Annotated in this window: 2 protein-coding genes; both read left to right on the top strand. The window is 70.1% G+C overall.

The window, feature by feature from the left end; translation table 11 throughout:
• The coding region (locus tag L995_RS22255) for an FAD binding domain-containing protein (protein ID WP_047473752.1) at positions 1 to 555 on the top strand (555 nt) is incomplete at its 5' end.
• A gap of 157 nt (positions 556 to 712) precedes the next feature.
• Positions 713 to 1,242: AAA family ATPase (locus L995_RS22250; protein WP_047473751.1), on the top strand; the 530-nt coding region annotated here is incomplete at its 3' end.

Here is a 1,242-nt window from a genome sequence, read left to right as displayed (position 1 = left end):
CCGCGTGTCCAGGCCGCCATCCCGGCCCTGGCCGAGCTGGCCGGCGGCATCGGCGACCGCCAGGTGCGTGCGCGCGGCACCATCGGCGGCTCGCTGGCCAACAACGACCCCGCTGCCTGCTACCCCAGCGCCGTGCTGGGCCTGGGTGCCACCGTCGTCACCGACCGGCGCGAGATCGCGGCCGACGACTTCTTCCAGGGCATGTACACCACGGCGCTGGGCAGCGGCGAGCTGATCATGGCCGTGCGCTTTCCCGTGCCGAAGAAGGCCGCCTACCTCAAGTTCAAGCAGCCCGCCTCGCGCTTCGCCCTGGTGGGCGTCTTCGTCGCCCAGACCGACAGCGGCGTGCGCGTGGCCATCACGGGCGCCGGGCTCAGCGTGTTCCGCCATGCGGGGCTGGAGGCCGCGCTCAACCAGAGCTTCACGCCCGACGCGGCCGCCCAGGTGCTGATCGACCATGCCGACCTCAACAGCGACCTGCATGCCAGCGCGCGCTACCGGGCGCAGTTGATCAGCGTGCAGACGCAGCGTGCGGTATCGCAGATGCTGGGGTGACTATGGTGACCCCCTGAGTCGCTTCGCGCCTTCCCCCTTGAAGGGGGACGACACCCTCGGTGCGGGGCGGCCCTTCCTCGGTGTCCCTGAGTTGGATTGCGCCAGTTTTGCGCAGCGCAGACGAAGCGCAGTTTCATGACGATTGGATAAGGACTGAATGAAGGTTCCCGAGCAAGCCATTGCCTCCATAGACGCCCTGGTCGCCGCGCTGCAGGCCGAAGGCTATTTCGCCGACCGGCGCCTGGCCACGGCCGTCTTCCTGGCCCTGCGGCTGCAGCGGCCGCTGCTGCTGGAAGGCGAGCCCGGCGTGGGCAAGACCGCGCTGGCCCAGGCGCTGGCGCGCGTGCTGGAGCGCCGCCTGATCCGGCTGCAGTGCTATGACGGCATGGAGCAGCGCGAGGCGCTGTATGAATGGAACTACGCGGCCCAGCTGCTGCACCTGCGCGCGGCCGAGCTGGCCTCGGCGCAGCCCGCGGCCGCACCGCAGCAGGACCGACTGCAGCGCGCCGAGCAGGAGGTCTACCAGGAGCGCTACCTGGTAAGCCGCCCGCTGCTGCAGGCCCTGCAGCAGCCCGAGCCCGGCGCCGTGCTGCTGATCGACGAGATCGATCGTGCCGACGAGCCCTTCGAGGCCTTCCTGCTGGAGTACCTGGGCGAGTACCAGGTCAGCATTCCCGAGCTACGCGG

Origin of the sequence: Delftia sp. ZNC0008 (assembly GCF_000799035.1) — a bacterium.
Classification (GTDB): domain Bacteria; phylum Pseudomonadota; class Gammaproteobacteria; order Burkholderiales; family Burkholderiaceae_C; genus Comamonas; species Comamonas tsuruhatensis.
This window is presented reverse-complemented; position numbering and strand designations above follow the sequence as displayed.